Source organism: Citrobacter sp. TBCS-14 (assembly GCF_005280805.1).
GTDB classification, from domain to species: Bacteria; Pseudomonadota; Gammaproteobacteria; order Enterobacterales; family Enterobacteriaceae; genus Citrobacter; species Citrobacter gillenii.
This window is the reverse complement of sequence record NZ_SZWM01001292.1, coordinates 1-214: the sequence shown is the minus strand read 5'-3', so window position 1 is coordinate 214 and position 214 is coordinate 1. Positions and strand designations below refer to the sequence as shown.

Here is a 214-nt window from a genome sequence, read left to right as displayed (position 1 = left end):
ACGATCAGCTCGCATGATAACAGTACCGACATCACAGTGGTGATGGACCATAAGCAATATGCCATTCCCTCAACCCTTGGCTGGCGTAACGGGGATAATGCCTGGTTTAGTTTCATCATGGATATCCGCAAGGCCAGGCAGTTCGAAGTCTACGTCAATGACCGCAAAGCAGGGACCTTCAGCGTTGACCTGACAAACGCTACGAAGGCACTGC

General features: G+C 51.4%; 1 pseudogene. It reads left to right on the top strand.

The window, feature by feature from the left end:
* Window positions 1-214: pseudogene (yfjT, locus tag FDX22_RS27430) on the top strand (protein YfjT); the annotation flags it as partial.